The organism is Atlantibacter sp. MEI4A-1023, assembly GCF_056155425.1.
The window spans coordinates 1542023-1566471 of sequence record NZ_CM149568.1; the positions used below are offsets into that span (position 1 = coordinate 1542023).

Below are 24449 nucleotides of genomic sequence, written 5' to 3' on the forward strand. Positions count from 1 at the left end.
TTTAGTCCTTATTAGCATCCAGCGCCAGGTTAAGCTCCAGCACGTTGACTACCGGTTTGCCGAGAAACCCGATTAACGGCGTTGAGGTATGGGCCTTCACCAGCCGGGCGACGGTTTCCGCGCTCAACTCGCGGGCAGCGGCGATGCGGGGGATTTGCCACTCAGCCGCCTCGGGCGATATCCCGTAATCCAGGCCGCTCGACGAGGCAGTCAGCAGGTCTACCGGCACCGCCGGGCTGGCGTTCGGGTTCGCGGCCCGTAATGCCGCGGCGCGCGCGGCAATCAGTTTATCCAGTTCAGGGTTGCTGGCGGCAAGGTTGCTGCCCCCCGATGCCTGAGGATTATAGGGCGTTTCTGCGGTGGCAGAAGGGCGGCCCTGAAAATATCCCGGCTGGGTAAAATCCTGGCCGATTAACCGCGAACCGCGCAGTTGATCGTGCTGATAAATCAGCGAGCCCGCCGCCTTATCGGCGAACCACCATTGTCCCAGCAGGGTGGTTAACAGCGGATAAACGCCGCCGGTGATCAGCGTCAGTAACAGCAATAAAACGATACCCGGACGTAACATTGACATCTTTTTCTCCTTACACCAGGCCGAAAGCCGTCAGCAATAAATCGATGAGCTTGATGCCGATAAACGGCACCAGTAACCCACCCAGACCATAGATCCACAGATTGCGGCGCAGCATCGCGGCGGCGCTGAGCGGTTTGTAGCTCACCCCTTTCAACGCCAGCGGGATCAGGCAAATAATGATCAGGGCGTTGAAAATCACCGCACTCAGAATGGCCGAGGCGGGGGAGTGCAGATGCATCACGTTAAGCGCGTTAAGCTGCGGATAGGTCACGGCAAAAGCCGCAGGAATAATCGCGAAGTATTTGGCGACGTCGTTGGCGATGCTAAAGGTGGTGAGCGAGCCACGGGTCATCAGCATCTGTTTGCCGATATGCACCACTTCAATCAGCTTGGTGGGGTTGGAATCCAGGTCTACCATGTTGCCCGCTTCTTTCGCCGCCTGGGTGCCGGAGTTCATGGCGACCGCCACATCGGCCTGCGCCAGCGCCGGGGCGTCGTTGGTGCCGTCGCCGGTCATTGCCACTAAACGGCCCTGGCTCTGGTACTGGCGGATCAGCGACAGCTTGGCTTCCGGCGTCGCTTCCGCCAGGAAATCATCGACCCCTGCTTCGGCGGCAATCGCGGCGGCGGTCAGCCGGTTATCCCCGGTGATCATCACGGTTTTGATGCCCATTTTGCGCAGTTCGGCAAAACGCTCTTTGATCCCGCCTTTAACGATATCTTTCAGGGCGATGACGCCTAACACGTTGGCGTTTTCAGCGACCACCAGCGGCGTCCCGCCGGTACGCGCTACGTTTTCCACCAGGCCTTCCACTGCCGCCGGGAAGTGCCCGCCGTTGACTTCAACATAGCGGCGCACCGCATCCACCGAGCCTTTACGGATCATCCGCTGCTGGAGGTTAATTCCGCTCATCCGGGTCTGGGCGGTAAAGGGTACAAAGGTGGCTTGCAGGGTTTGTACGTCGCGCTCGCGCAGATTAAAACGCTGTTTGGCGAGGATCACGATGCTGCGGCCTTCCGGGGTTTCATCCGCCAGCGACGCCAGTTGCGCCGCGTCGGCCAGGGTGTGCTCGCCCACGCCCGGCGCAGGAAGAAACTCTGATGCCTGGCGGTTGCCCAGCGTGATGGTGCCGGTTTTATCCAGCAGCAGCACATCCACGTCGCCTGCGGCTTCAACCGCGCGCCCGCTGGTGGCGATCACGTTCGCGCCCAGCATCCGGCTCATCCCGGCGACGCCAATCGCTGACAGTAGCCCGCCGATGGTGGTCGGGATCAGGCACACCAGCAGCGCCACCAGAACCGTTACGCTCACCGCGTTCCCCGCCCAGGCGGAGAACGGCCACAGGGTTGCGGTCGCCAGCAAAAACACCAGCGTCAGCGCGATCAGTAAAATGGTCAGCGCAATCTCGTTGGGCGTTTTACGGCGCTGCGCGCCTTCCACCATGGCGATCATCCGGTCGAGGAACGTTTCCCCCGGATTAACGCTGCACTCGATCACCAGCCAGTCAGACAGAATGCGCGTGCCGCCGGTAACCGAGGCGAAATCGCCGCCGGATTCGCGGATAACCGGCGCGGATTCACCGGTAATGGCGCTCTCATCCACCGACGCGCCGCCTTCCACCACCTCGCCGTCGCAGGGGATAATATCGCCCGCTTCCACGTATACCAGGTCGCCTTTGCGCAGTTCGGCGGCGGGGATTTTATCCCGCTGCGCGTCATGGTGCGGCGCACGCAGTTTGCGGGCCCATGCGGTTTTCTGCACCCCTTTCAGGCTGTTGGCCTGGGCTTTGCTGCGTCCTTCCGCCAGTGCTTCCGCCACGTTGGCGAACAGCACGGTAAACCACAGCCACAGGCTGATGATCCCGGTAAACCCGGCGCTGCCGTTCAGCGCGCCCGCCGCCATCGCCACCGCCAGCACCGTGGTTAACAGGCTACCGAGCCAGACGATAAACATCACCGGATTGCGCCACTGGGCGCGCGGGTTAAGTTTGATAACGGCGTCAATCATGGCCTGGCGAAGCAACGCGCTATCGAACAGGGCCAGCGTCTTACGACTCATGAATCGCTCTCCGCAAGATTATTGAATAAAGTGATCCGCCACCGGGCCGAGGGCCAGGGCAGGGATAAAGGTCAACGCGCCCACCAGCAGCACGGTGCCGGTCAGCAGACCGATAAACAGCGCGCCGTGTGTGGGCAGGGTGCCAACGGTGGCGGGTTGGGATTTTTTCTCCACCAGCGAACCGGCAATCGCCATCACCGGGATAATCACCAGGAAGCGGCCCAGCCACATGCAGGCGGCGAGCAGCACGTTCCAGAACGGGGTGTTGGCGCTCAGCCCGGCAAAGGCGCTGCCGTTGTTGTTGGCGGCAGAGGAGACGGCATACAGCACCTCGCTAAACCCGTGCGGGCCGGGGTTGAGCATGGCACTACGTCCGGCGTCGGTCATCATCGCCAGTGCGCTGCCGAGTAACACCAGGGCGGGCGTGACCAGAATCGCCAGCGCGGTAAGCTTCATCTCAGGGACGTCAATTTTTTTGCCCAGATATTCCGGCGTGCGGCCAATCATCAGCCCGGCGATAAACACCGCCAGCAGCACAAACAGCAGCATGCCGTACAGCCCGGAGCCGACGCCGCCGAACACCACTTCGCCAATTTGCATCAGCCATAGCGGCACCATGCCGCCCAACGCGGTAAGCGAATCGTGCATCGCGTTTACCGCCCCGCAGGACGCCGCCGTGGTCACCACCGCATACAGGCTGCTGGCAAGAATGCCGAAACGGCTCTCTTTGCCTTCCATATTGATGGCGCTATCGGCCCCGAACGCCACCAGGTGTGGGTTGCCCTGGGTTTCCGCCCACATCACTGCTGCCGCGCACACCACGAAGATGAGGGTCATGGTGCAGAGGATCGCCCGGCCCTGGCGGCGATCGCCTACTGCTTCGCCAAACGCCATGCACAGCGCCGCCGGGATCAGGAAAATCGCCAACATCTGGGCAAAATTGGTGATCGCGGTGGGGTTTTCAAACGGATGCGAGGAGTTGGCGTTAAAGAAGCCGCCGCCGTTAGTACCCAGTAGTTTGATCGCTTCCTGTGAAGCCACCGGCCCCATCGGCAAAACGTGCTGTACGCCTTCCAGTGAGGTCATCGGCAAGTAGTCTGAGAAGTTCTGGATTACCCCCTGCTGGATAAACAGCAGCGCCAGCACCAGTGACAGTGGGAACAGCACCCACAGCGTGATGCGGGTAAGATCCTGCCAGGCGTTACCCAGCAGCGTGGTGGAATGGCGCGAGAACGCGCGGATCAGGGCAAACACCACGGCGATCCCACTGGCGGCAGAGAGGAAATTCTGCACCGCCAGCCCGGCCATCTGGCTTAAGTAGCTGAGCGTACTTTCCCCGGCATACGCCTGCCAGTTGGTATTCGCCACAAAACTGACGGCGGTATTCAACGCCAGATCCCACGACATTCCCGGAAAGCCTTGCGGATTTAACGGCAAATGCCCCTGCGTCATTAACAACGCAATCAATACCGCCAGACCCAATAGGTTAAATGTCAGGATCGCCAGCAAATATTGCCGCCAGTTCATCTCCTCGTTACGAATACCGCACAGCGGCCAAAGTATCGCTTCAATTTGGCCAACTACCGGCAACGGTTGCCCCTCGATCAGCCTGGCGAGCAGGGTGGATAGCGGCTTCGCCAGTGCCATCAGCACGACGATAAAACCGCCAATCAGTAAAAACGCGCTGGAAGCCATCAGAATGCCTCCGCGTTAATCAGGGCATAAATCAGATAGCCGATTAACAGAAATACCAGCACCACGCCGGCCATTACACCTGCACTCACGATCCACCTCCATTGGGAAACAGGAATGCATCAAGGGTAAAAATTGGCGTGCAAAGATGTCGTAAAAAAACGGCCCGGCAGGTGTAAAAAAAGTATAAAAATCGAAAAGACCATTATTTAACTAATGGTTAGTAAAAATTTAACCATTACGTAACTTAATTACAGGGGGAAATGTAAAGATCGGTGTTTCTGGTGATTTAAGTGGTCGGAGGAGTAGTAAAATTACAGCCAGAACGGTACTATTTTCATCAGATACAGATTCCCGGTGAATATTACCGGTCAGCTAAAAGGGGAGAAACTTATGTCTTTATACAAAAAATATCCTGCGTATCAGGTCTTCCTGCGTCGCGCTCTGGTCATCGTGGCAGGCATCGTTGCGCTGCCGGTGATGCTGCTGTGGAAAGACCGCGCGCGCTTCTACAGCTACCTGCACCGCGTCTGGTCGAAAACCAGTGAAAAACCGGTATGGATGGCCCAGTCTGAAGCCGCCGCCAGCGATTTTTATTGATCGCCATGTTACTGAGAAAACCGCCGATTGTTCGGCGGTTTTTTTATGTCTGCAACCTGAAGATAACCAGTAAACAAAATTGCTACACTTACTTCACGCATCAGTAAGGAGTAGCTATGGACGAGAAAATCCCGGTTGGTATCAGCGCCTGTTTGTCCGGGGAAAAAGTGCGTTTCGACGGCGGCCACAAACGGCTCGCTTTCGCGGTGGAAGATTTATCTCCGTGGGTTCGTTATGAGCCGGTCTGCCCGGAGATGGCGATTGGTCTACCGGTGCCGCGACCTGCGCTGCGCTTAGTCAAAGACGACACGGGTGATATTTCGCTGCGCTTTAGCGACAAGCGAGAAGGGGATTTAACGGCCGATATGGCGGAATTCTCCCATCAGCGCATCGCGCGCCTTTCCCACCTTTGCGGCTATATTGTCTGCGCCAAATCGCCCAGCTGCGGGATGGAACGGGTACGGGTGTATGACAAAGACGGCAAAAACAACCGCAAAGCCGGGCGCGGAATTTTTACCGAAATCCTGATGCAGACCTTTCCCTGGCTACCGGTGGAAGAAGACGGAAGGCTACACGATCCGGCGATACGTGAAAATTTTGTCGAGCGGATTTACGCGCTGCACGAACTGAACCAACTGCGTGCCCAGGGGCTAACCCGTGGCGCGCTGATTGGCTTTCACAGCCGCTATAAATTGTTGCTGCTGGCTCATTCGCAGCAGCAGTATCGCGAGCTGGGGCGCTTCGTCGCCGCTATCGATCAATGGGACGATCTGCAGCAGTACTTCAATGCGTACCGTCAGCGCCTGATGACGCTGATGTCCCACCACGCTACCCGGCGTAATCACACCAACGTACTGATGCACGTCCAGGGCTATTTCCGCCCGCATCTGAATAGCCGACAGCGCCAGGAGCTGGCAGAACTGATTGATCGCTATCGGCAGGGCACCCAGCCGCTGTTGGCGCCCGTCACCCTGTTAAAACATTATCTGGCGGAATATCCTGACGGCTATCTGGAACAGCAGCGCTATTTCGATCCTTTCCCGGAGGCTTTGCGCCTGCGCTATGGCAATTAATTCAGGAGCTTTATGACCACCCATCTGGTCTGGTTTCGCGCCGATCTCCGCGTGAACGATAACCTTGCGCTCGCAGCGGCCTGCCGTCGCCCCGAAGCCAGAGTAATTAGCCTGTTTATCGCTACCCCTCAGCAGTGGCGCGAACACAATCTCGCACCGCGCCAGGCGGCGTGGATACAGGCCCATCTCCATTCTCTGCAACAATCGCTGGCGGAAAAAGGCGTTCCTTTGACGGTGTTTGAGGTGGATGACTTTGCCGCCTCGGTAGATGCCCTTGAAAATTTTTGCGATGAGCACAATGTTGATGCGCTGTTCTACAACTACCAGTACGAACTGAACGAGCGCCAGCGCGACGCCGCTGTGGAAAAGCGTCTCGGTGATACTCTGGTGTGCCAGGGCTTTGACGATTACGTATTGCTGGCACCCGGCAGCGTCACCACCGGCAATCATGAGATGTATAAAGTGTTTACTCCCTACAGCCGCGCCTTTATCAAACGGCTGCATGAGGGATTGCCGGAATGCGTTAAAGCGCCCGCCGTGCGGCAAAGCGGGCCGCTTGACACACCGGAACCGCTCAGGCCGTTCGACTACCCGCAAACTGAGCTGGACGACGACTTATTCCCGGTGGGCGAGGCCGCTGCGCTCAACCGCCTGCGCCAGTTTTGCCGCCAGCCCGTAGCGGACTATGATCACAAACGGGACTATCCTGCCATTGACGGCACCAGCCGCGTGTCGCCGTGGTTGGCGATTGGCGTACTCTCGCCGCGCCAGTGCCTGCATCGCCTGCTGCACGAGTATCCTGAGGCGCTGTCGGGCGGGACCGGCGTGGTATGGCTTAACGAGCTGATCTGGCGTGAGTTTTATCTGCATATTCTCGCCTGGTGGCCCGGTTTATGCCGCTACCAGCCGTTTATCCCCTGGACTGACCGGGTGGCCTGGAATAATGACGACGCGCTGTTCACCGCCTGGTGCGAGGGCAAAACCGGCTACCCGATTGTTGATGCGGCTATGCGCCAGATGAATACCACGGGATGGATGCATAATCGTTTACGGATGATTACCGGCAGCTTTCTGGTCAAAGACTTACTTATCGACTGGCGGCGAGGGGAACGTTATTTTATGTCGCAGCTGGTAGACGGAATGCTGGCAGCCAATAACGGCGGCTGGCAATGGGTGGCCTCGACAGGGCATGATGCGGCACCGTGGTTTCGCATTTTTAACCCGACCACCCAGGGTGAACGCTTCGACCCGCAAGGGGATTTTGTGCGCCAGTGGCTGCCGGAATTACAAGACATTCCCGGTAAAGCGGTGCACCAGCCCTGGCAGTGGGCGCAAAAGCAGGGGGTAACCATTGATTACCCGCAACCGATTGTTGAACATAAACAGGCGCGAATCGCCACGCTCGCGGCATATGAAGCGGCGCGCAAACAGTAACAGGGAGCCATCATGAAAAATACCGAACTGGAAAAGCTGATTAATCAGCAGCTTAATAGCGCGGCCTTTAACGACTATGCCCCCAACGGCTTGCAGGTTGAAGGGCGCGAAAGCGTGCAGAAAATTATCACCGGCGTGACGGCAAGCCAGGCGCTGCTGGACGAAGCGGTTCGCCAGCAGGCGGATGCGGTGATTGTTCATCACGGCTATTTCTGGAAAGGCGAATCGCCGGTGATTAGCGGCATGAAGCGCCAGCGCCTGAAAACGCTGCTGGCCAACGATATCAACCTTTACGGCTGGCATTTGCCGCTGGATGCCCACCCGCAACTGGGGAATAACGCCCAGCTTGCCGCGCTGCTGGGCATTGAGGTCAAAGGCGAGATCGAACCGCTGGTGCTGTGGGGCGAACTGTCGATGCCGGTGCCGGGGCTGGAGCTGGCGTCGTGGATTGAGGCGCGGCTTGGCCGCCGTCCGCTGTGGTCCGGCGATACCGGGCCAGCAGACGTGAAGCGCGTCGCCTGGTGCACCGGCGGTGGACAGAGCTTTATCGACAGCGCGGCGCGTTTTGGCGTTGACGCGTTTATCACCGGTGAAGTCTCCGAGCAAACCATTCATTCGGCGCGCGAGCAGGGGCTGCATTTCTATGCCGCAGGCCACCACGCCACTGAGCGCGGCGGCATCCGCGCCCTGAGCGAGTGGTTGAATGAAACCACCGATCTTGATGTGACGTTTATCGACATCCCTAATCCAGCTTGAGTAAAGGTGAAACAGTGCAGCGAGCGCGGTGTTATTTGTTAGGAGAAAGCGCGGTGGTTCTGGAACTGGAGCCACCGGTCACCCTTGAAAGCCAGCAGCGGATCTGGGGCCTGGTACAACGTCTGGCGGACGTACCGGCGGTAGTGGAAGTGATCCCGGGGATGAATAATATCACCGTGACCTTACGCGATCCGGCTACCTCGGCGTTGAACGCCATTGAGCGTTTGCAGCGCTGGTGGGAAGAGAGCGAGGCGGTGACGCTGGAATCACGGCTGATTGAGATCCCGGTGATTTACGGCGGCGAACACGGCCCGGACTTGGCGGAAGTGGCGCGTCATACCGGGCTCAGCGATCGCCAGGTCGTGGAGCGCCACGCAGAGGCCGATTACATCGTGTACTTTATCGGCTTCCAGCCGGGGTTCCCGTATCTGGGCGGGCTGCCCGCCAGCCTCGCCACGCCGCGCCGTGCCGAGCCGCGTCTTGAGGTGCCTGCCGGGTCGGTGGGGATCGGCGGCGGCCAGACTGGGATCTATCCGTTACCGACGCCCGGTGGCTGGCAAATTATTGGCCGTACCGATCTGCGGTTGTTCGATCCGCAGCGACAGCCTGCCACGTTATTACAGCCCGGCGACCGGGTGCGTTTTGTGCCGTCTAAGGAGGGCGTGTGTTAGAGATTATTCGCGCAGGGATGAGCACCACGGTGCAGGATGGCGGGCGGCACGGCTTGCGTCAGGCGGGCATCAGCCGCTGTGGCGCAATGGATACCCCCGCGCTGCGCATTGCCAATTTGCTGGTGGGTAATGAGCCCGACATGGCGGCGCTGGAAATCACCCTCGGGCAATGCACCATCGCTTTTCATCAGGACGGCTGGTTCGCGTTAACCGGCGCGGCCTGCGGGGCCACCCTTGACGGCCACTCGGTCTGGACCGGCTGGCGCTTGCCGGTACGCGCGGGTCAGCAGCTCAAGCTGTTGTTGCCGAAGCGCGGGATGCGCAGCTATCTGGCGGTGGCGGGCGGCATCGATGTACCGAAAATCATGGGGTCGTACAGTACCGATTTAAAAGCCGGTTTTGGCGGGTTTGAAGGGCGCAGATTGCAGGATGGCGACCGTGTGCCGCTACGGCCGGCGACGCGTACGTTCCTGCAAAGCCGTGGGGTGCATCAACTGCTGTGGGGCAACCGCATCCGCGCGTTGCCAGGGCCGGAGTACCATGAGTTTTCACCCGCCGCCCAGGAAGCGTTCTGGCGCGCGCCCTGGAAACTCAGCCCGCAGAGCAACCGCATGGGTTACCGGCTCAACGGGCACGTGCTGGAGCGCACCGATCCCCGTGAACTGGTTTCTCACGGCCTGTTGCCCGGCGTGGTGCAGGTGCCGCATAACGGCCAGCCCATCGTGCTGATGAATGACGCCCAGACCACTGGCGGCTACCCGCGCATCGCCTGCGTGATTGAGGCGGACATGTACAATCTCGCACAGTTGCGTCTTGGCGAGCCGCTGCATTTTGATCGTTGCACCCTTGAGGAAGCGCTGGAAGCGCGGACGCATCAGCAGCGTTACTTTGAGCAACTGGAATGGCGGCTGGCGAATGAAGATTGATTTAAACGCCGATCTCGGCGAAGGCTGCGGAAACGATAGCGCGCTGATGCCGCTGATTAGCTCGGCGAACATTGCCTGCGGTTTTCACGCGGGCGATGCCCGGACCATGCAGGAAAGCGTGCGGCTGGCGCTGGCCCACGGTGTCGCGATCGGCGCGCACCCGAGTTTTCCCGATCGGGAAAACTTTGGCCGCACCGCCATGCAGCTTCCGCCTGAAACCGTTTATGCGCAGATGCTTTACCAGATCGGCGCGCTGGCGGCTATTGTGCGCGCTGAAGGTAGCCGCCTGACGCACGTGAAGCCGCACGGCATGCTGTATAACCAGGCGGCGAAACAGCCGCCGTTGGCAGAGGCTATCGCCCGCGCGGTGAAAAGCCTCGATCCGGGCCTGATGCTGGTGGGGCTGGCGGGCAGCGAACTGATCCACGCCGGGGAGCGCTACGGGTTAGCGACGCGGGAAGAGGTTTTTGCCGACAGGGGCTATCTGGCGGACGGCTCACTGGTGCCGCGCAGCCAACCGGGGGCGCTGATTGAGGACGATGACGAGGCGGTTTCCCGCACGCTGGAGATGGTGCTGAATGGCCGGGTACAAAGCCGGGACGGCGTCTGGGCGACGGTGAATGCCCAGACAGTGTGCCTGCATGGCGATGGCGCGCACGCGCTGGCGTTTGCCCATCGGCTGCGCGACGCGTTCGAACAGCGCCAGATCCACATCTGCGCTGACTAAACTTCCTGCACCCGCCACCCCTGGCGGGTGTTATAGCGACGCGGCAGCCCGTGCGGCGGTGTCGTAGAGCGACGAAATCGTGCGCAGCAGCTGCGCGGTGTCGCCAATTGACGGGCCCGGAATCCCGCTTTCTACCTGAATGGCAATCAGGCAGGCTTCACGCACGTCGCGGTATTTCATACACAGCGCTTTACCTTCCTCCGTGGTGTAGAAATAGAGTTCCTTTCCCACTTTCTCGCTGGTCACATAACCCGCTTTCACCAGCTTTTTCAGGGCATAGGTGACCACGTGGGTGTCCTCCACGTTCAGCACAAAGCAGATATCCGCCAATTTTTTCTTGCGATTCCGATGGTTAACATGATGGAGCAGCGAAACATCAAACGCCCCCATATCCGGTTCCCCGGCGGCGGTCATACAGCGCACCATCCACTTGTTAAAGGCATTGCTGGTCATGATCAGCGCGTATTCCAGCTCTGATAATTCCGCGCAGCGTTCAGAAACCAGATGGCGCGAGGAGACGATACGACCCTCGGTAATATCGTCGTTTTGAATTGATGTGGCAGCGGTTTTCGAGGTCATAACTGTCCTTACACAATTGTGACTATTAGCAAAAAATATAACGGCGAACCGATAAAATAAAAACATTTTATTGATAAATTGTTTACATGTTGTGATCGTTCAGATATAGCTTTTTAACGCAGGTCTACGCCAATGTTGCGCACTCACAGGGCCTGGCGCAAAACACAACATCGTTCGCCGCAATGCCCCACGCTTCGCCCCGTAGCGAAGTATTAAAAAAAGAGCCTTCGGCGTGCAACGCTCACTTTGGATAGGGTAAATGGTTATGGACAGTTCTACACTGTTACCGCTAATCGGGATACCGGTAGTGGTCATTGGTTTTGCTCTGCGTTTCAACCCGCTGCTGGTGGTGGTAGTCGCAGGGCTTGCCACGGGTCTGTTGGTCGGCATGGATTTCGGTATGCTGCTGGAAACCTTTGGCGAAAAGTTCGTTAACAGCCGCTCGCTGGCAACGTTTATTTTGATCCTCCCGGTCATCGGCCTGCTGGAATATTACGGGCTGAAAGAGCGCGCCCAGGCCTGGGTAGCGAAAATCGCCAGCGCCACCTCGGCGCGTATTCTGATGCTCTACTTTGTGGCGCGTGAGGGGACCGCCGCGCTGGGGCTAATGTCGCTCGGCGGCCACGCGCAAACGGTGCGCCCGCTGCTGGCACCGATGGCGGAAGGCGCGGCGCTCAATGAATACGGCGAACTGCCGCAGCACATCCGCGACAAAATCAAAGCCCACGCCGCCGCGTGTGACAACATCGCCGTCTTCTTCGGCGAAGATATTTTCATCGCTTTCGGCGCGGTCCTGCTCATTGACGCTTTCCTGAAAGAGAACGGCATTCAGGGCATTGAACCGCTGCATATCGGCCTGTGGGCCATTCCTACCGCGATTGCTGCCCTGATTATTCATATGACGCGCCTGCTGCGCCTCGACGCCAGCATTCGTCGCGATGTGATGGCCTGGAAAGCCGGGCAGGGCACACAGGAGGTTGCGCAATGAGCATGCTGATTTCCATTAACCGCGTTTACTACCTGATCGGCTTTGTGGTGATGCTGCTGGTGATCATGACGCTGCGCGATCGCGGCAATCCTAAGCGTTTCACCACCGCGCTGTTCTGGTTCCTGTTCGGCGGGATTTTCCTGTTTGGCGATTTAATGGTGCAGGAGTTGGGTAAGTCTCTGGCTTACCGGATTATTGGCGGCTGCGTGATTGCCATCGCGTTACTGGCGGGCTTTGGGCTGGTGGGCAAAGGGCACTATAAAATGTCTACCGAGCCAGAGCGCGTCGCCTCGTCGAACCGGCTGAAAAACTGGCTGTTCTTACCGGCGCTGATGATCCCGGTGGTGACGGTGATTGGCACCCTGTTTTTAAAAGGCGTGTCGATTGGCGGCGTTTTCCTGCTTGACCAGAAACAGCTTACGCTGGCGGCGCTGTGCGTGGCCTGCGTCGCGGCAATCCTTACCGGATGGTGGCTGACGGGCGGGACGCCGCTGCACGCCATCCGCCAGTCCCGCCGCCTGGTGGATACCATTGGCTGGGCGGTGATCCTGCCGCAAATGCTCGCCATGCTGGGCGGGGTGTTTGTGGTGGCCAATACCGGCGACTCGGTGCAAAAAGTGGTCAGCCTGTTCGTTAACCCGGATAGCCGCTTTATGCTGGTGGTGATTTATTGCATCGGTATGGCGCTGTTTACCATGATTATGGGCAACGCCTTTGCCGCGTTCCCGGTGCTGAGCGCCGGTATCGCACTGCCATTTTTGATTAATTACCACCACGGCGACCCGGCACCGCTGCTGGCGATTGGTATGTATGCCGGTTACTGCGGCACGTTGATGACGCCGATGGCGGCGAATTTCAATATCGTCCCGGCCGCGCTGCTGGAGCTGAAAGATAAATACCAGGTGATTAAGATCCAGATCCCCACCGCTCTCACACTGCTGGTGGTGAACGTCTTTTTAATGTATTTCCTCGTGTTTCGCTAAGCGCGGCGCGGTGATGACCTAAGGAGCTGTTATGGAATTAACCCAACATCAGGCTGAAGCTTTTGCCCGGATGCCGTTAACCTATTTGCGTCAGGAATACCCGAACCACATCATGCATCTGCTGAATGATGATGGTGATGTCCTGCCGCCGCGCAAGCTGCACCCTATTTTTTATGGCTGCTTTGACTGGCACTCGGCGGTGCACGGTTACTGGTTGCTGCTGCGCTGCGTGCGGCGCTATCCGGCGCTGTCGTGCCGCGAAGAAGTTATCGCGCTGTTTGATGAACACCTGACTGACGCCAACGTGGCGCAGGAACTGGCCTATTTTACCGCGCCGTTCCGGGCCTCGTTTGAGCGCCCGTATGGCTACGGCTGGCTGCTGGCGCTGGCCCAGGAACTCAGGCAATCCGCGCTGCCGCAGGCCGGGCGCTGGCTGCAGACGCTGGAGCCGTTAACCCTGGATATTCGCACCCGGTTTATCGATTATCTCAGCAAGCTGACCTATCCGATTCGCGTCGGCACCCATTACAACACCGCTTTCGCGCTGGCGCTGGGCCTGGATTACGCCCGCGCACTGGACGATAACGCCCTTGAACATGCCATTCTTGACGCGGCTAACCGCTTTTATCGCACCGATAAACAGTACCCGGCGCACTATGAGCCGGGCGGCGACGAGTATATTTCCGGCGCGTTGACCGAAGCCCTGCTGATGAGCAACGTCGCGGATAACTTCCCGGGGTGGTTTGATGATTTCCTGCCGGATGTGGCGTCGGTTGCCGCGCTGATGAACCCGGCAGAAGTGAGCGATCGTACCGACCCAAAAATCGCCCACCTCGACGGGCTGAATCTCAGCCGCGCCTGGTGCATGAAGCGTATCGCTAACGCCTTGCCGGAAAGCCATGCGGCGCAGCAGCCGCTTAAGGATGCGGTGGCGCGCCATCTGGCGGCAAGCGTAGAACACGTGGTGGGTAGCCACTACAGCGGCGGCCACTGGCTGGCCAGTTTCGCGTTGCTGGCGCTGGAGTAAGGATATCCCATGCCAGAAGGCCCGGAAATTCGCCGCGCGGCGGACAAACTGGAACAGGCTGTGGCAGGCAAGCCGCTGACTCACGTCTGGTTTGCCTTTACCGAACTGAAAAGCTACGAAACGGCGCTGGTGGGCCAGCGGGTGGAGCGGCTGGAAACGCGCGGCAAAGCGCTGCTCACGCACTTCTCTAACGGCCTGACGCTTTACAGCCACAACCAGCTTTACGGGGTGTGGCGCGTAGTGAAGGCGGGGGAGAACCCGCAAACCACCCGCAGCCTGCGCGTCCGGCTGGAAACCGAAGACGCCGCCGTGCTGCTTTACAGCGCGTCCGATATTGAGATGCTGGACGCGGACGGCGTTGCGGCGCATGCGTTTTTACAGCGGGTCGGGCCGGACGTACTGGATATGACGTTAACGGTAGAAGAGGTTAAAGCGCGGCTGTTGAGCCCGCGTTTTTGCCGCCGCCAGTTCAGTGGCTTGCTGCTGGATCAGGCGTTTCTGGCAGGGTTGGGCAACTATCTGCGGGTAGAAATACTCTGGCAGGCCCAGCTTGCGCCGCGCCGTAAGGCGGTGGAATTAACCGCGCCTCAACTCAAGGCGCTCGCCGCCGCCTGTCTTTCGATACCGCGCCTCTCTTACCAGACGCGCGGGCAGGGGGATGAAAACAAGCACCACGGGGTGCTGTTCCGTTTTGAAGTGTTTCATCGGGCCGGGAAAAAATGTCGGCGCTGCGGGGGAATCATTGAAAAGACGACGCTCTCTTCGCGTCCGTTTTACTGGTGTCCTGGATGCCAGCAATAAAAAAACGCGCCCGGAGGCGCGTTTTTCACATCGGCAAGAATTAACGTTTTTCCAAATCGGATTTGAAATCGCGTTGTTCGTAGCCGGTGTAAAGCTGACGTGGACGGGCGATTTTGATGCCGTCGTCGTGCATTTCGTTCCAGTGTGCAATCCAGCCCACAGTACGCGCCATCGCGAAGATAACGGTAAACATGGAAGAGGGAATGCCCATGGCTTTCAGGATAATGCCGGAGTAGAAATCGACGTTCGGGTACAGCTTACGTTCGATGAAGTACGGGTCGTTGAGCGCGATGTGCTCAAGTTCCATCGCCACTTCCAGCAGATCGTCCTTGGTGCCCAGCTCTTTCAGCACTTCGTGGCAGGTTTCACGCATCACGGTCGCGCGCGGGTCATAGTTCTTGTAAACACGGTGACCGAAGCCCATCAGACGGAACGAATCGTTTTTGTCTTTGGCGCGGCGGATAAATTCCGGGATGTGCTTAACGGAGCTGATCTCTTCCAGCATTTTCAGCGCGGCTTCGTTCGCGCCGCCGTGCGCCGGTCCCCACAGGGACGCGATGCCCGCAGCGATACAGGCGAACGGGTTAGCGCCTGAAGAGCCCGCGGTACGCACGGTAGAGGTCGACGCGTTCTGCTCATGGTCGGCGTGCAGGATCAGGATACGGTCCATAGCGCGCTCAAGCACCGGGTTCACCTCGTAAGGCTCGCACGGCGTAGAGAACATCATGTTAAGGAAATTGCCGGAGTAGGAGAGGTCGTTGCGCGGGTAAACGAAAGGTTGGCCGATCGAATACTTGTAACACATCGCCGCCATGGTCGGCATTTTTGACAGCAGACGGAACGCGGCGATTTCACGGTGACGCGGGTTATTCACGTCCAGGGAATCGTGGTAGAACGCCGCCAGCGCACCGGTGATACCACACATCACCGCCATCGGATGGGAATCACGACGGAACGCATGGAACAGACGGGTGATCTGCTCATGGATCATGGTGTGGCGGGTGACGGTGGTTTTGAATTCCTGGTACTCAGCCTGGGTCGGTTTTTCGCCGTACAGCAGGATGTAGCACACTTCAAGATAGGTGGATTCGGTGGCTAACTGGTCAATCGGAAAACCGCGATGCAGCAGGATGCCTTCGTCACCATCGATAAAAGTGATTTTGGATTCGCAAGATGCGGTGGAGGTAAAACCGGGGTCGTACGTGAAAACACCTTTAGAACCAAGACTACGGATATCAATTACATCCTGACCGAGTGTGCCATGTAGCACATCCAGTTCAATAGCAGCGTCACCGTTATAGGTGATGTTCGCTTTTTTGTCAGCCATTTACGGTCTCCTTAGCGCCTTATTGCTTAAGACCGCTACTCAACCCCATTACTTTCATGCCTAACCGTCATGTTGTCAGTTTGTTGTATGGCGCACATCTCTGTTTCAGAGGGAGAAACCAGGGTACAGAGCGCTCAGTGGCTTGCAGACAACGGTTCGAATTAGGGCGAAATTACAGTAAATCAGGAAGTTAGCAGTCAGTATTCATAAAATCTATATATCACTAATACCGGGCTAAATTACTCTGGTCAATACCGATCACTGTTACATAACTTATTGTCAGGTGAAAGTGTGACCTCATAACTTTTGCGAATTATATGACTTCTTCGGTGATGGTTGTAACAATTTTGTTTAATATTTGTCAAATCAGATGATTAAATTTTAAAATAATGTTTGTATCGTGATCGTGGTCACTGTTTCGACTAAAACCCGACAAACTGTATGTAGGTTAATTGTAATGATTTTGTGAACAACCTATACTGCCGCCAGGTCTCCGGAATACCCTGCACCGAGAGCCACCCAGCGTAGTAACCCGTCGTTTTAAAACAGGAAGTTGATGTTTTTGCATGACGCAGAGTTATAGAAAGTCACGCTGTCTGACCCGCCTGCAGACCCGGAGGAAGGAATAATAAGAACAGCATGTGGGCGCTATTCATGATAAAAAACGCGAAAAAACAAAGACCTGTTAACCTGGATCTGCGAACGATCCGGTTTCCTGTTACCGCAATTGCTTCCATCCTCCATCGCGTATCCGGCGTGATCACATTTGTGGCTGTCGGCATTCTGCTCTGGTTGCTGGGGGTCTCGCTCTCCTCTCCTGAAGGTTTCCAGACGGCATCAGCCATCATGGGTAGCTTTTTTGTTAAATTCATTATGTGGGGCATTCTCACCGCGCTGGCGTACCACGTCGTCGGCGGCGTTCGCCACATGCTGATGGATGTCGGCTACCTGGAAGAGACCTTCGAGACCGGTAAGCGTACCGCAAACATTTCTTTCATCATTACTGTCGTGCTTTCACTTCTCGCAGGAGTTCTCGTATGGTAAGCAACGCCTCCGCATTAGGACGCAATGGCGTACATGACTTCATTCTGGTTCGTGCGACTGCCATCGTCCTGACGCTGTACATCATCTACATGGTTGGCTTCTTCGCTGTGACCGGCGACCTGACCTGGGCGATCTGGACCGGCTTCTTCTCTTCCGCTTTCACCAAAGTGTTCACCCTGCTGGCGCTGTTTTCAGTATTGATCCATGCCTGGATTGGCATGTGGCAGGTGTTGACCGACTACGTTAAACCTCTGGCGCTGCGTATGCTGCTGCAATTAGCGATTGTGATCGCACTGTTGGTTTACGTCATTTATGGATTCGTTGTGGTGTGGGGTGTCTAATGAATTTGCCAGTCAGAGAGTTTGATGCGGTTGTGATTGGTGCCGGTGGCGCAGGTATGCGCGCGGCGCTGCAAATTTCCCAGAGCGGCCAGACCTGTGCGCTGCTCTCTAAAGTATTCCCGACCCGTTCCCACACAGTATCCGCTCAGGGCGGCATTACCGTTGCACTCGGTAATACCCATGAAGATAACTGGGAATGGCACATGTACGATACCGTCAAGGGTTCCGACTATATCGGCGACCAGGACGCGATCGAATATATGTGTAAGACCGGCCCGGAAGCGATTCTTGAGCTGGAGCATATGGGCCTGCCGTTCTCCCGTCTGGACGATGGCCGTATCTATCAACGTCCGTTTGGCGGCCAGTCGAAAAACTTCGGCGGCGAGCAGGCGGCACGTACCGCAGCGGCGGCTGACCGTACCGGCCATGCGCTGTTGCACACCCTGTATCAACAGAACCTGAAAAACCACACCACTATTTTCTCCGAATGGTATGCGTTGGATCTGGTGAAAAACCAGGATGGCGCGGTGGTGGGTTGCACCGCACTGTGCATCGAAACCGGTGAAGTGGTTTACTTCAAAGCCCGCGCAACCGTGCTGGCGACCGGCGGTGCAGGCCGTATTTACCAGTCCACCACCAACGCCCACATTAACACCGGCGACGGCGTCGGCATGGCGCTGCGCGCAGGCGTGCCTGTGCAGGACATGGAGATGTGGCAATTCCACCCGACCGGTATCGCGGGCGCGGGGGTTCTGGTGACGGAAGGCTGCCGTGGTGAAGGCGGTTACCTGTTGAACAAACACGGCGAACGCTTTATGGAGCGTTATGCGCCGAACGCCAAAGACCTGGCGGGCCGTGACGTGGTGGCGCGTTCCATCATGATCGAAATCCGTGAAGGTCGTGGCTGTGACGGCCCGTGGGGCCCGCACGCCAAACTGAAACTCGACCACCTGGGCAAAGAGGTTCTGGAATCCCGACTGCCGGGCATCCTCGAACTGTCGCGCACCTTCGCGCACGTTGACCCGGTCAAAGAGCCGATCCCGGTTATCCCGACCTGCCACTACATGATGGGCGGTATTCCGACCAAAGTAACCGGCCAGGCGCTGACCGTGAACGCGCAGGGCGAAGACGTGGTGATTCCGGGCCTGTTTGCGGTAGGCGAAATCGCCTGCGTATCGGTGCACGGCGCCAACCGTCTGGGCGGCAACTCGCTGCTCGACCTGGTGGTATTTGGCCGCGCGGCGGGTCTGCATTTGCAGGAATCCATCGCCGAACAGGGCGCACTGCGTGATGCCAGCGACTCTGACATCGACGCGTCCCTGGCCCGTCTCAACCGCTGGAACAACAACCGCAGCGGCGAGGACCCGGTGGTTATCCGTAAAGCGCTTCAGGAATGCATGCAGCATAACTTCTCGGTATTCCGCGAAGGCGATGCCATGGCGAAAGGCCTGGAGCAACTGAAAGCGATCCGCGAACGTCTGCAAAACGCCCGTCTGGACGACACCTCCAGCGAATTCAACACCCAGCGCGTTGAGTGCCTGGAGCTGGATAACCTGATGGAAACCGCGTATGCGACGGCGGTATCTGCGAATTTCCGCACCGAGAGCCGTGGCGCACACAGCCGTTTCGATTATCCGGAACGTGATGATGCGAACTGGTTGTGCCACAGCTTGTACTTGCCAGAGACGGAATCCATGACGCGCCGTAGCGTTAATATGGAGCCGAAACTGCGTCCGGCGTTCCCGCCGAAAGTGCGTTCCTACTAATCGCGGAGACAGGCAGATGAAACTTGAATTTTCTATTTATCGCTACAACCCGGATGTAGACGACGCGCCGCATATGCAGGATTACACCCTGGAAGGGGAAGAAGGGCGCGACATGATGCTGCTGGATGCGCTTATCCAGTTGAAAGAAAAAGATCCGACTCTCGCGTTCCGCCGCTCCTGCCGTGAAGGGGTATGTGGTTCCGATGGCCTGAACATGAACGGCAAAAATGGTCTGGCGTGCATCACGCCGATCTCCGCGCTGGGCAATGGAAAACAGAAGATTGTGATCCGTCCCCTGCCGGGCTTGCCGGTGGTGCGTGATTTGGTGGTAGACATGGGGCAATTCTATACTCAATATGAGAAGATTAAGCCTTACTTGTTGAATAATGGACAAAATCCACCCGCTCGCGAACATTTGCAGATGCCGGATCAGCGCGAAAAACTGGATGGACTCTATGAGTGTATTCTTTGCGCCTGCTGCTCGACATCCTGCCCATCGTTCTGGTGGAACCCGGATAAATTTATCGGCCCGGCAGGTCTGCTTGCTGCGTATCGCTTCCTGATTGACAGCCGTGATACTGAAACCGATAACCGTCTGGATAATTTGAGCGATGCTTTCAGCGTATTCCGCTGCCACAGCATTATGAATTGCGTCAGTGTCTGCCCTAAAGGGCTGAACCCGACCAAGGCAATTGGTCATATCAAGACCATGCTGTTGCAACGCAGCGCATAACAAAACGCGCCCGGTAAGCGGTGTTTACCGGGCAAAATGGGCGGTTAGCGCTATGCTTTCCGCCAGTGCAGGAAACCTTTAAAAACTGCCGCGTTGACAGTTTTTAAAGGTTCCTTACCGGGCCACTAAGAGCCCAAAAAGTGAACCCTGGTACTACGTACAAACCCAGTACGTTGTAGTTATCCATGGCGAAATAAGCATAAGATGCTTAAGGGATCACGATGCAGAACGGCGCAATGAAAGCCTGGCTGGACTCTTCTTATCTCTCTGGTGCGAACCAGAGCTGGATAGAACAGCTCTATGAAGACTTCTTAACCGATCCTGATTCAGTGGACGCCCACTGGCGCTCCATGTTCCAGCAGCTGCCTGGCACCGGGGCTAAACCGGATCAATTCCATTCCAAAACACGTGATTATTTCCGCCGCCTGGCGAAGGATGCCTCACGTTACACCTCCTCAGCCGCCGACCCTGACGCCGGCGTAAAACAGGTCAAAGTCCTGCAACTGATTAACGCCTGGCGTTTCAGAGGCCACCAGCACGCCAACCTCGATCCGCTGGGATTGTGGCAGCAAGAGCGTGTTGCGGACCTGGATCCTGCTTTCCACAATCTGAGCGAAGCGGATTTGCAGGAAACCTTTAACGTCGGCTCGTTTGCCGGCGGCAAAGACACCATGAAACTCGCCGATTTGATCGACGCCCTGAAACAGACTTACGGCGGCTCGATCGGTGCAGAGTACATGCATATTACCTCCACTGAAGAGAAGCGCTGGATCCAGCAGCGCATCGAATCTGTGACCGGCCACGCCAGCTTTAAAGCGGAAGAGAAGAAACGCTTCCTGAATGAGCTGACCGCAGCCGAAGGCCTTGAGCGTTATCTGGGCGCGAAATTCCCTGGCGCGAAACGCTTCTCGCTGGAAGGCGGCGACGCGCTGATCCCGATGCTGAAAGAGATGATTCGCCACGCGGGCAACAGCGGCACGCGTGAAGTGGTGCTGGGTATGGCGCACCGCGGTCGTCTTAACGTGCTGGTTAACGTGCTGGGTAAAAAACCGCAGGACCTGTTTGACGAGTTTGCGGGCAAACATAAAGAACACCTCGGCACCGGCGACGTGAAATACCACATGGGCTTCTCGTCAGATATCGAAACCGAAGGCGGCCTGGTTCACTTGGCGCTGGCGTTTAACCCGTCACACCTGGAAATCGTTAGCCCGGTGGTGATCGGTTCGGTGCGCGCCCGTCTGGATCGCCTTGACGAGCCGAGCAGCAATAAAGTCCTGCCGATCACCATTCACGGCGACGCCGCAGTGACGGGCCAGGGCGTGGTGCAGGAAACCCTGAACATGTCCAAAGCGCGGGGTTACGAAGTGGGCGGTACCGTTCGCATCGTGATCAACAACCAGGTGGGCTTTACCACCTCTAACCCGCTGGACGCGCGTTCCACCCCGTATTGCACCGACATCGGCAAGATGGTTCAGGCACCGATTTTCCACGTTAACGCGGATGACCCGGAAGCGGTGGCTTTCGTGACCCGTCTGGCGCTGGATTTCCGTAACACCTTCAAGCGCGATGTGTTCATCGACCTGGTGTGCTACCGCCGTCACGGCCATAACGAAGCCGACGAGCCGAGCGCAACCCAGCCGCTGATGTACCAGAAAATCAAAAAACACCCGACGCCGCGCAAAATCTACGCTGACAAGCTGGAGCAGGAAAACGTTGCGACGCTGGAAGACGCTACCGAGATGGTTAACCTATACCGCGATGCGCTGGATGCTGGCGAGTGCGTGGTGAAAGAGTGGCGTCCAATGAACATGCATTCGTTCACCTGGTCGCCGTACCTCAACCACGACTGGGACGAAGCGTACCCGAACAAAGTCGACATGAAGCGCCTGCAAGAGCTGGCAAAACGCATCAGCACTGTGCCGGACACGATTGAAATGCAGTCCCGCGTCGCCAAAATCTACGGCGACCGCCAGCTGATGGCTAACGGCGAAAAACCGTTCGACTGGGGCGGGGCGGAAACGCTAGCGTATGCAACTCTGGTTGATGAAGGCATTCCGATTCGTCTGTCAGGCGAAGACTCAGGTCGCGGCACCTTCTTCCACCGTCACGCGGTGATCCACAACCAGACCAACGGCTCGACCTGGACGCCGCTGTCGCACGTGCATAATGGCCAGGGCCCGTTCCGCGTCTGGGACTCCGTGCTCTCTGAAGAAGCGGTGTTGGCGTTTGAATACGGATACGCCACCGCAGAACCGCGCACCCTGACCATCTGGGAAGCGCAGTTCGGTGACTTCGCCAACGGCGCGCAAGTGGTTATTGACCAGTTCATTTCGTCCGGCGAGCAGAAATGGGGCCGCATGTGCGGTCTGGTGATGCTGCTGCCGCATGGTTACGAAGGCCAGGGTCCGGAGCACTCCTCCGCGCGTCTGGAACGTTATCTGCAACTGTGCGCTGAGCAGAACATGCAGGTGTGCGTACCGTCCACCCCGGCACAGGTTTATCACATGCTGCGCCGCCAGGCGTTGCGCGGTATGCGCCGCCCGCTGGTGGTGATGTCGCCGAAATCCCTGCTGCGCCACCCGCTGGCCGTCTCGACGCTTGACGAACTGGCGAACGGCGCGTTCCTGCCGGCAATTGGCGAAATTGACGAGCTGGACCCGAAAGCAGTGAAACGCGTGGTGCTCTGTTCAGGTAAAGTCTATTACGACTTACTGGAACAGCGCCGTAAGAACGATCAGAAAGATGTCGCCATTGTGCGTATCGAACAGCTTTATCCTTTCCCGGTCCAGGCTGTACAGGAAGTCTTAAAGCCATACGCGCATGTACATGATTTTGTCTGGTGTCAGGAAGAGCCATTAAACCAGGGCGCCTGGTATTGCAGCCAGCACCATTTCCGCGAAGTGATTCCGTTTGGTTCTGCACTGCGTTACGCAGGCCGCCCGGCCTCCGCCTCTCCGGCGGTAGGATATATGTCCGTTCACCAGAAGCAGCAGCAAGATCTGGTCAATGACGCGCTGAACGTCGATTAATTAAAGGATAAATAATGAGTAGCGTAGATATTCTTGTCCCTGACCTGCCTGAATCCGTTGCCGATGCAACTGTCGCCACCTGGCATAAAAAACCGGGTGATGCGGTAACCCGCGACGAGGTTCTGGTAGAAATCGAAACTGACAAAGTGGTTCTGGAAGTTCCGGCATCGGCGGACGGCATTCTGGACGCAGTGCTGGAAGAAGAGGGCACCACCGTGACCTCTCGCCAGATCCTGGGTCGCCTGCGTGAAGGTAACAGCGCAGGTAAAGAAAGCGGCGCGAAAGCAGAAGCGAAGGAATCGACTCCGGCCCAGCGTCAGCAGGCCTCACTCGAAGAACAAAACAACGATGCCCTCAGCCCGGCGATCCGTCGCCTGTTGGCGGAGCACTCGCTGGAAGCCAGCGACATCAAAGGCACCGGCGTCGGCGGCCGTCTGACCCGTGAAGACGTAGAAAAACACCTGGCGAAAGCCGGTAAAGCCGATGCGCAGAAAGCGCCAGAGCCCACTGCCAGCGCACAGCCGCAGCCGCAGTTGGCTGGCCGCTCTGAAAAACGCGTGCCGATGACCCGTCTGCGTAAGCGTGTGGCCGAGCGTCTGCTGGAAGCGAAAAACTCTACCGCCATGCTCACCACGTTTAACGAAGTGAACATGAAGCCGATTATGGATCTGCGTAAGCAGTACGGCGACGCGTTCGAAAAACGTCACGGCATCCGTCTGGGCTTTATGTCCTTCTACGTGAAAGCTGTGGTTGAAGCGCTGAAACGCTACCCGGAAGTGAACGCCTCTATCGATGGCGAAGACGTGGTGTATCACAACTACTTCGACGTCAGCATGGCGGTTTCCACGCCGCGCGGCCTGGTGACCCCGGTGCTGCGTGACGTTGACGCGCTGGGCATGGCAGACATCGAAAAACGCATTAAAGAACTGGCTGTGAAAGGGCGCGACGGCAAACTGACCGTGGAAGACCTGACCGGCGGTAACTTCACCATCACCAACGGCGGCGTGTTCGGCTCCCTGATGTCTACGCCGATCATCAACCCGCCGCAGAGCGCGATCCTCGGTATGCACGCCATTAAAGATCGCCCGATGGCAGTAGACGGTAAAGTCGAGATCCTGCCGATGATGTACCTGGCGCTCTCTTACGATCACCGCCTGATCGATGGCCGCGAATCCGTAGGCTTCCTGGTGGCGATTAAAGAGCTGCTGGAAGATCCGACCCGTCTGCTGTTGGACGTGTAGAGCCAATGCATAAGGCCCGCTGGCGTTGCTGGCGGGCTGATAAATATCACCTGCCCTGTCGTTGAACGTAGATTCAGC

General features: G+C 57.6%; 23 protein-coding genes. 17 read left to right on the forward strand and 6 right to left on the reverse strand.

Translation table 11 applies throughout. From position 1 onward, the window contains the following. Position 1: 1 nt before the first annotated feature. Genes kdpC through kdpF form a run of 4 tightly spaced genes read right to left on the reverse strand, consistent with a single transcriptional unit; the run spans position 2 to position 4417 of the window. The gene (gene kdpC, locus ACVV26_RS07450; protein ID WP_474800785.1) at positions 2 to 574 is read right to left on the reverse strand and encodes a potassium-transporting ATPase subunit KdpC; all 573 of its coding nucleotides are present in this window, start codon (positions 572 to 574) and stop codon (positions 2 to 4) included. Between the two features lie 10 nt (positions 575 to 584). After that, on the reverse strand, positions 585 to 2633 hold the full coding sequence (gene kdpB / locus ACVV26_RS07455) for a potassium-transporting ATPase subunit KdpB (RefSeq protein WP_474800786.1): 2049 nt from the start codon (positions 2631 to 2633) through the stop codon (positions 585 to 587). A gap of 18 nt (positions 2634 to 2651) precedes the next feature. Beyond that, entirely contained in the window at positions 2652 to 4328 is a 1677-nt protein-coding gene (gene kdpA / locus ACVV26_RS07460; RefSeq protein ID WP_474800787.1) for a potassium-transporting ATPase subunit KdpA, read from the reverse strand. Beyond that, positions 4328 to 4417: a K(+)-transporting ATPase subunit F gene (kdpF, locus tag ACVV26_RS07465; protein WP_312984268.1), complete on the reverse strand. Its 90-nt coding sequence runs from the start codon at positions 4415 to 4417 to the stop codon at positions 4328 to 4330. The genes kdpA and kdpF overlap by 1 nt, the downstream gene beginning before the upstream one ends. Before the next feature lie 301 nt (positions 4418 to 4718). Here kdpF and ACVV26_RS07470 point away from each other — a divergent pair, with 301 nt between their 5' ends. The 7 genes from ACVV26_RS07470 to pxpA all read left to right on the forward strand — a co-directional run bounded on the left by ACVV26_RS07470 (position 4719) and on the right by pxpA (position 10512). Beyond that, entirely contained in the window at positions 4719 to 4925 is a 207-nt protein-coding gene (locus tag ACVV26_RS07470; RefSeq protein ID WP_474800788.1) for a YbfA family protein, read from the forward strand. Between the two features lie 116 nt (positions 4926 to 5041). Further along, entirely contained in the window at positions 5042 to 5998 is a 957-nt protein-coding gene (locus tag ACVV26_RS07475; RefSeq protein WP_474800789.1) for a YbgA family protein, read from the forward strand. A 12-nt stretch (positions 5999 to 6010) separates the two neighbouring features. Then, on the forward strand, positions 6011 to 7432 hold the full coding sequence (phrB, locus tag ACVV26_RS07480; protein WP_474800791.1) for a deoxyribodipyrimidine photo-lyase: 1422 nt from the start codon (positions 6011 to 6013) through the stop codon (positions 7430 to 7432). 12 nt (positions 7433 to 7444) lie between these two features. Beyond that, entirely contained in the window at positions 7445 to 8188 is a 744-nt protein-coding gene (locus tag ACVV26_RS07485) for a type 2 GTP cyclohydrolase I (protein ID WP_474800792.1), read from the forward strand. Between the two features lie 14 nt (positions 8189 to 8202). Continuing rightward, on the forward strand, positions 8203 to 8859 hold the full coding sequence (gene pxpB, locus ACVV26_RS07490; protein WP_474800793.1) for a 5-oxoprolinase subunit PxpB: 657 nt from the start codon (positions 8203 to 8205) through the stop codon (positions 8857 to 8859). Beyond that, positions 8853 to 9785 carry a 5-oxoprolinase subunit PxpC gene (pxpC, locus tag ACVV26_RS07495; protein ID WP_312984261.1) on the forward strand — a complete coding sequence of 311 codons (933 nt, stop codon included), beginning with the start codon at positions 8853 to 8855 and terminating at the stop codon, positions 9783 to 9785. The genes pxpB and pxpC overlap by 7 nt, the downstream gene beginning before the upstream one ends. After that, the gene (gene pxpA, locus ACVV26_RS07500) at positions 9775 to 10512 is read left to right on the forward strand and encodes a 5-oxoprolinase subunit PxpA (RefSeq protein ID WP_474800794.1); all 738 of its coding nucleotides are present in this window, start codon (positions 9775 to 9777) and stop codon (positions 10510 to 10512) included. Before pxpC ends, pxpA begins: the two co-directional genes overlap by 11 nt. Before the next feature lie 30 nt (positions 10513 to 10542). Here pxpA and ACVV26_RS07505 read toward each other — a convergent pair whose 3' ends face one another. Beyond that, positions 10543 to 11091 (reverse strand): winged helix DNA-binding protein, encoded by a 549-nt coding sequence (locus ACVV26_RS07505; RefSeq protein ID WP_312984257.1) that lies wholly within the window; start codon positions 11089 to 11091, stop codon positions 10543 to 10545. Between the two features lie 265 nt (positions 11092 to 11356). Here ACVV26_RS07505 and ACVV26_RS07510 point away from each other — a divergent pair, with 265 nt between their 5' ends. Genes ACVV26_RS07510 through nei form a run of 4 tightly spaced genes read left to right on the forward strand, consistent with a single transcriptional unit; the run spans position 11357 to position 14890 of the window. Beyond that, positions 11357 to 12079 (forward strand): DUF969 domain-containing protein, encoded by a 723-nt coding sequence (locus tag ACVV26_RS07510; RefSeq protein ID WP_312984256.1) that lies wholly within the window; start codon positions 11357 to 11359, stop codon positions 12077 to 12079. Continuing rightward, positions 12076 to 13062, forward strand: coding sequence for a DUF979 domain-containing protein (locus ACVV26_RS07515; protein ID WP_474800795.1), 987 nt, complete (start codon positions 12076 to 12078; stop codon positions 13060 to 13062). The genes ACVV26_RS07510 and ACVV26_RS07515 overlap by 4 nt, the downstream gene beginning before the upstream one ends. 31 nt (positions 13063 to 13093) lie before the next feature. Beyond that, positions 13094 to 14089 (forward strand): DUF2891 domain-containing protein, encoded by a 996-nt coding sequence (locus ACVV26_RS07520; protein ID WP_474800796.1) that lies wholly within the window; start codon positions 13094 to 13096, stop codon positions 14087 to 14089. Between the two features lie 9 nt (positions 14090 to 14098). After that, positions 14099 to 14890 (forward strand): endonuclease VIII, encoded by a 792-nt coding sequence (gene nei, locus ACVV26_RS07525; RefSeq protein ID WP_474800797.1) that lies wholly within the window; start codon positions 14099 to 14101, stop codon positions 14888 to 14890. Between the two features lie 40 nt (positions 14891 to 14930). Here nei and ACVV26_RS07530 read toward each other — a convergent pair whose 3' ends face one another. Then, positions 14931 to 16217: a citrate synthase gene (locus tag ACVV26_RS07530; RefSeq protein ID WP_474800798.1), complete on the reverse strand. Its 1287-nt coding sequence runs from the start codon at positions 16215 to 16217 to the stop codon at positions 14931 to 14933. A 639-nt stretch (positions 16218 to 16856) separates the two neighbouring features. On the opposite strand from ACVV26_RS07530, the gene sdhC reads away from it, so the two are divergent. From sdhC to odhB, 6 genes are all read left to right on the forward strand, one after another. Then, the gene (sdhC, locus tag ACVV26_RS07535) at positions 16857 to 17261 is read left to right on the forward strand and encodes a succinate dehydrogenase cytochrome b556 subunit (protein ID WP_167509313.1); all 405 of its coding nucleotides are present in this window, start codon (positions 16857 to 16859) and stop codon (positions 17259 to 17261) included. Next, the gene (sdhD, locus tag ACVV26_RS07540; RefSeq protein WP_312984245.1) at positions 17255 to 17602 is read left to right on the forward strand and encodes a succinate dehydrogenase membrane anchor subunit; all 348 of its coding nucleotides are present in this window, start codon (positions 17255 to 17257) and stop codon (positions 17600 to 17602) included. Before sdhC ends, sdhD begins: the two co-directional genes overlap by 7 nt. Beyond that, positions 17602 to 19368 carry a succinate dehydrogenase flavoprotein subunit gene (gene sdhA / locus ACVV26_RS07545; protein WP_312984243.1) on the forward strand — a complete coding sequence of 589 codons (1767 nt, stop codon included), beginning with the start codon at positions 17602 to 17604 and terminating at the stop codon, positions 19366 to 19368. Before sdhD ends, sdhA begins: the two co-directional genes overlap by 1 nt. A gap of 16 nt (positions 19369 to 19384) precedes the next feature. Continuing rightward, positions 19385 to 20101: a succinate dehydrogenase iron-sulfur subunit gene (locus ACVV26_RS07550; protein WP_312984242.1), complete on the forward strand. Its 717-nt coding sequence runs from the start codon at positions 19385 to 19387 to the stop codon at positions 20099 to 20101. 221 nt (positions 20102 to 20322) lie between these two features. Beyond that, on the forward strand, positions 20323 to 23130 hold the full coding sequence (gene sucA, locus ACVV26_RS07555; RefSeq protein WP_474800799.1) for a 2-oxoglutarate dehydrogenase E1 component: 2808 nt from the start codon (positions 20323 to 20325) through the stop codon (positions 23128 to 23130). Between the two features lie 14 nt (positions 23131 to 23144). After that, positions 23145 to 24371, forward strand: coding sequence for a 2-oxoglutarate dehydrogenase complex dihydrolipoyllysine-residue succinyltransferase (odhB, locus tag ACVV26_RS07560; RefSeq protein ID WP_474800800.1), 1227 nt, complete (start codon positions 23145 to 23147; stop codon positions 24369 to 24371). The last annotated feature ends 78 nt before the right edge of the window (positions 24372 to 24449 follow it).